The organism is Proteus mirabilis ATCC 29906 (assembly GCF_000160755.1).
Lineage (GTDB): Bacteria > Pseudomonadota > Gammaproteobacteria > Enterobacterales > Enterobacteriaceae > Proteus > Proteus mirabilis.
In genome coordinates, this window is sequence record NZ_GG668601.1 from 1 (window position 1) to 603 (window position 603).

General features: G+C 45.8%; 1 protein-coding gene. It reads left to right on the plus strand.

The window, feature by feature from the left end; genetic code table 11:
* Window positions 1-603 (plus strand): RHS repeat domain-containing protein (locus tag HMPREF0693_RS18205; RefSeq protein ID WP_004247156.1); only part of this gene is annotated, 603 nt, incomplete at both ends.

A 603-nucleotide genomic window follows, 5' to 3' on the forward strand; every position in this document is an offset into this window, starting at 1 on the left:
GGTTTACTGGCTCATCAACGAGCAGGGCGAGGCACCGAACAGTTTTTACAATCGATACAAGCCCATCCCCAACAACCGCCATTTTGTACGGATGTGCACCGCAGTTATCAATATGATCGCGCTTATAATGTGGTGGGTATTGAAGATGATCGCTGGCGACAGACACGTTATCACTATAATGCCAATGACCAAATCACTAAGACACAATACAGTCCACAATGGGGTAATCAGGACGAAAAATTCCAGTATGATAACAACCTCAATATCACGGAGCACTTAACAACGCCGTCCTCGTCGATGGTGCCTTCAGAAGCACAAGGGGCGATGCTACAGCTATTTCAGCAACAGCAAGCAGGACGGGTGACTCGCCGTTACACAGCGAAGGGATATCAAGATTACCATTATGATGTTAATGGGCGATTAGCTAAAAAAATTGTCCATACACGCGGTTTTCGTCCCAGAGAGTGGCGCTATTTATGGAACACACAAAATCAGCTAACCGCATGCTTTACACCGAAAGGGGATTGTTGGCACTATACTTATGATGCTTTTGGTCGACGTCTGAGTAAAACCAAAACCGTTGACAGTGACTTAGCCCATATA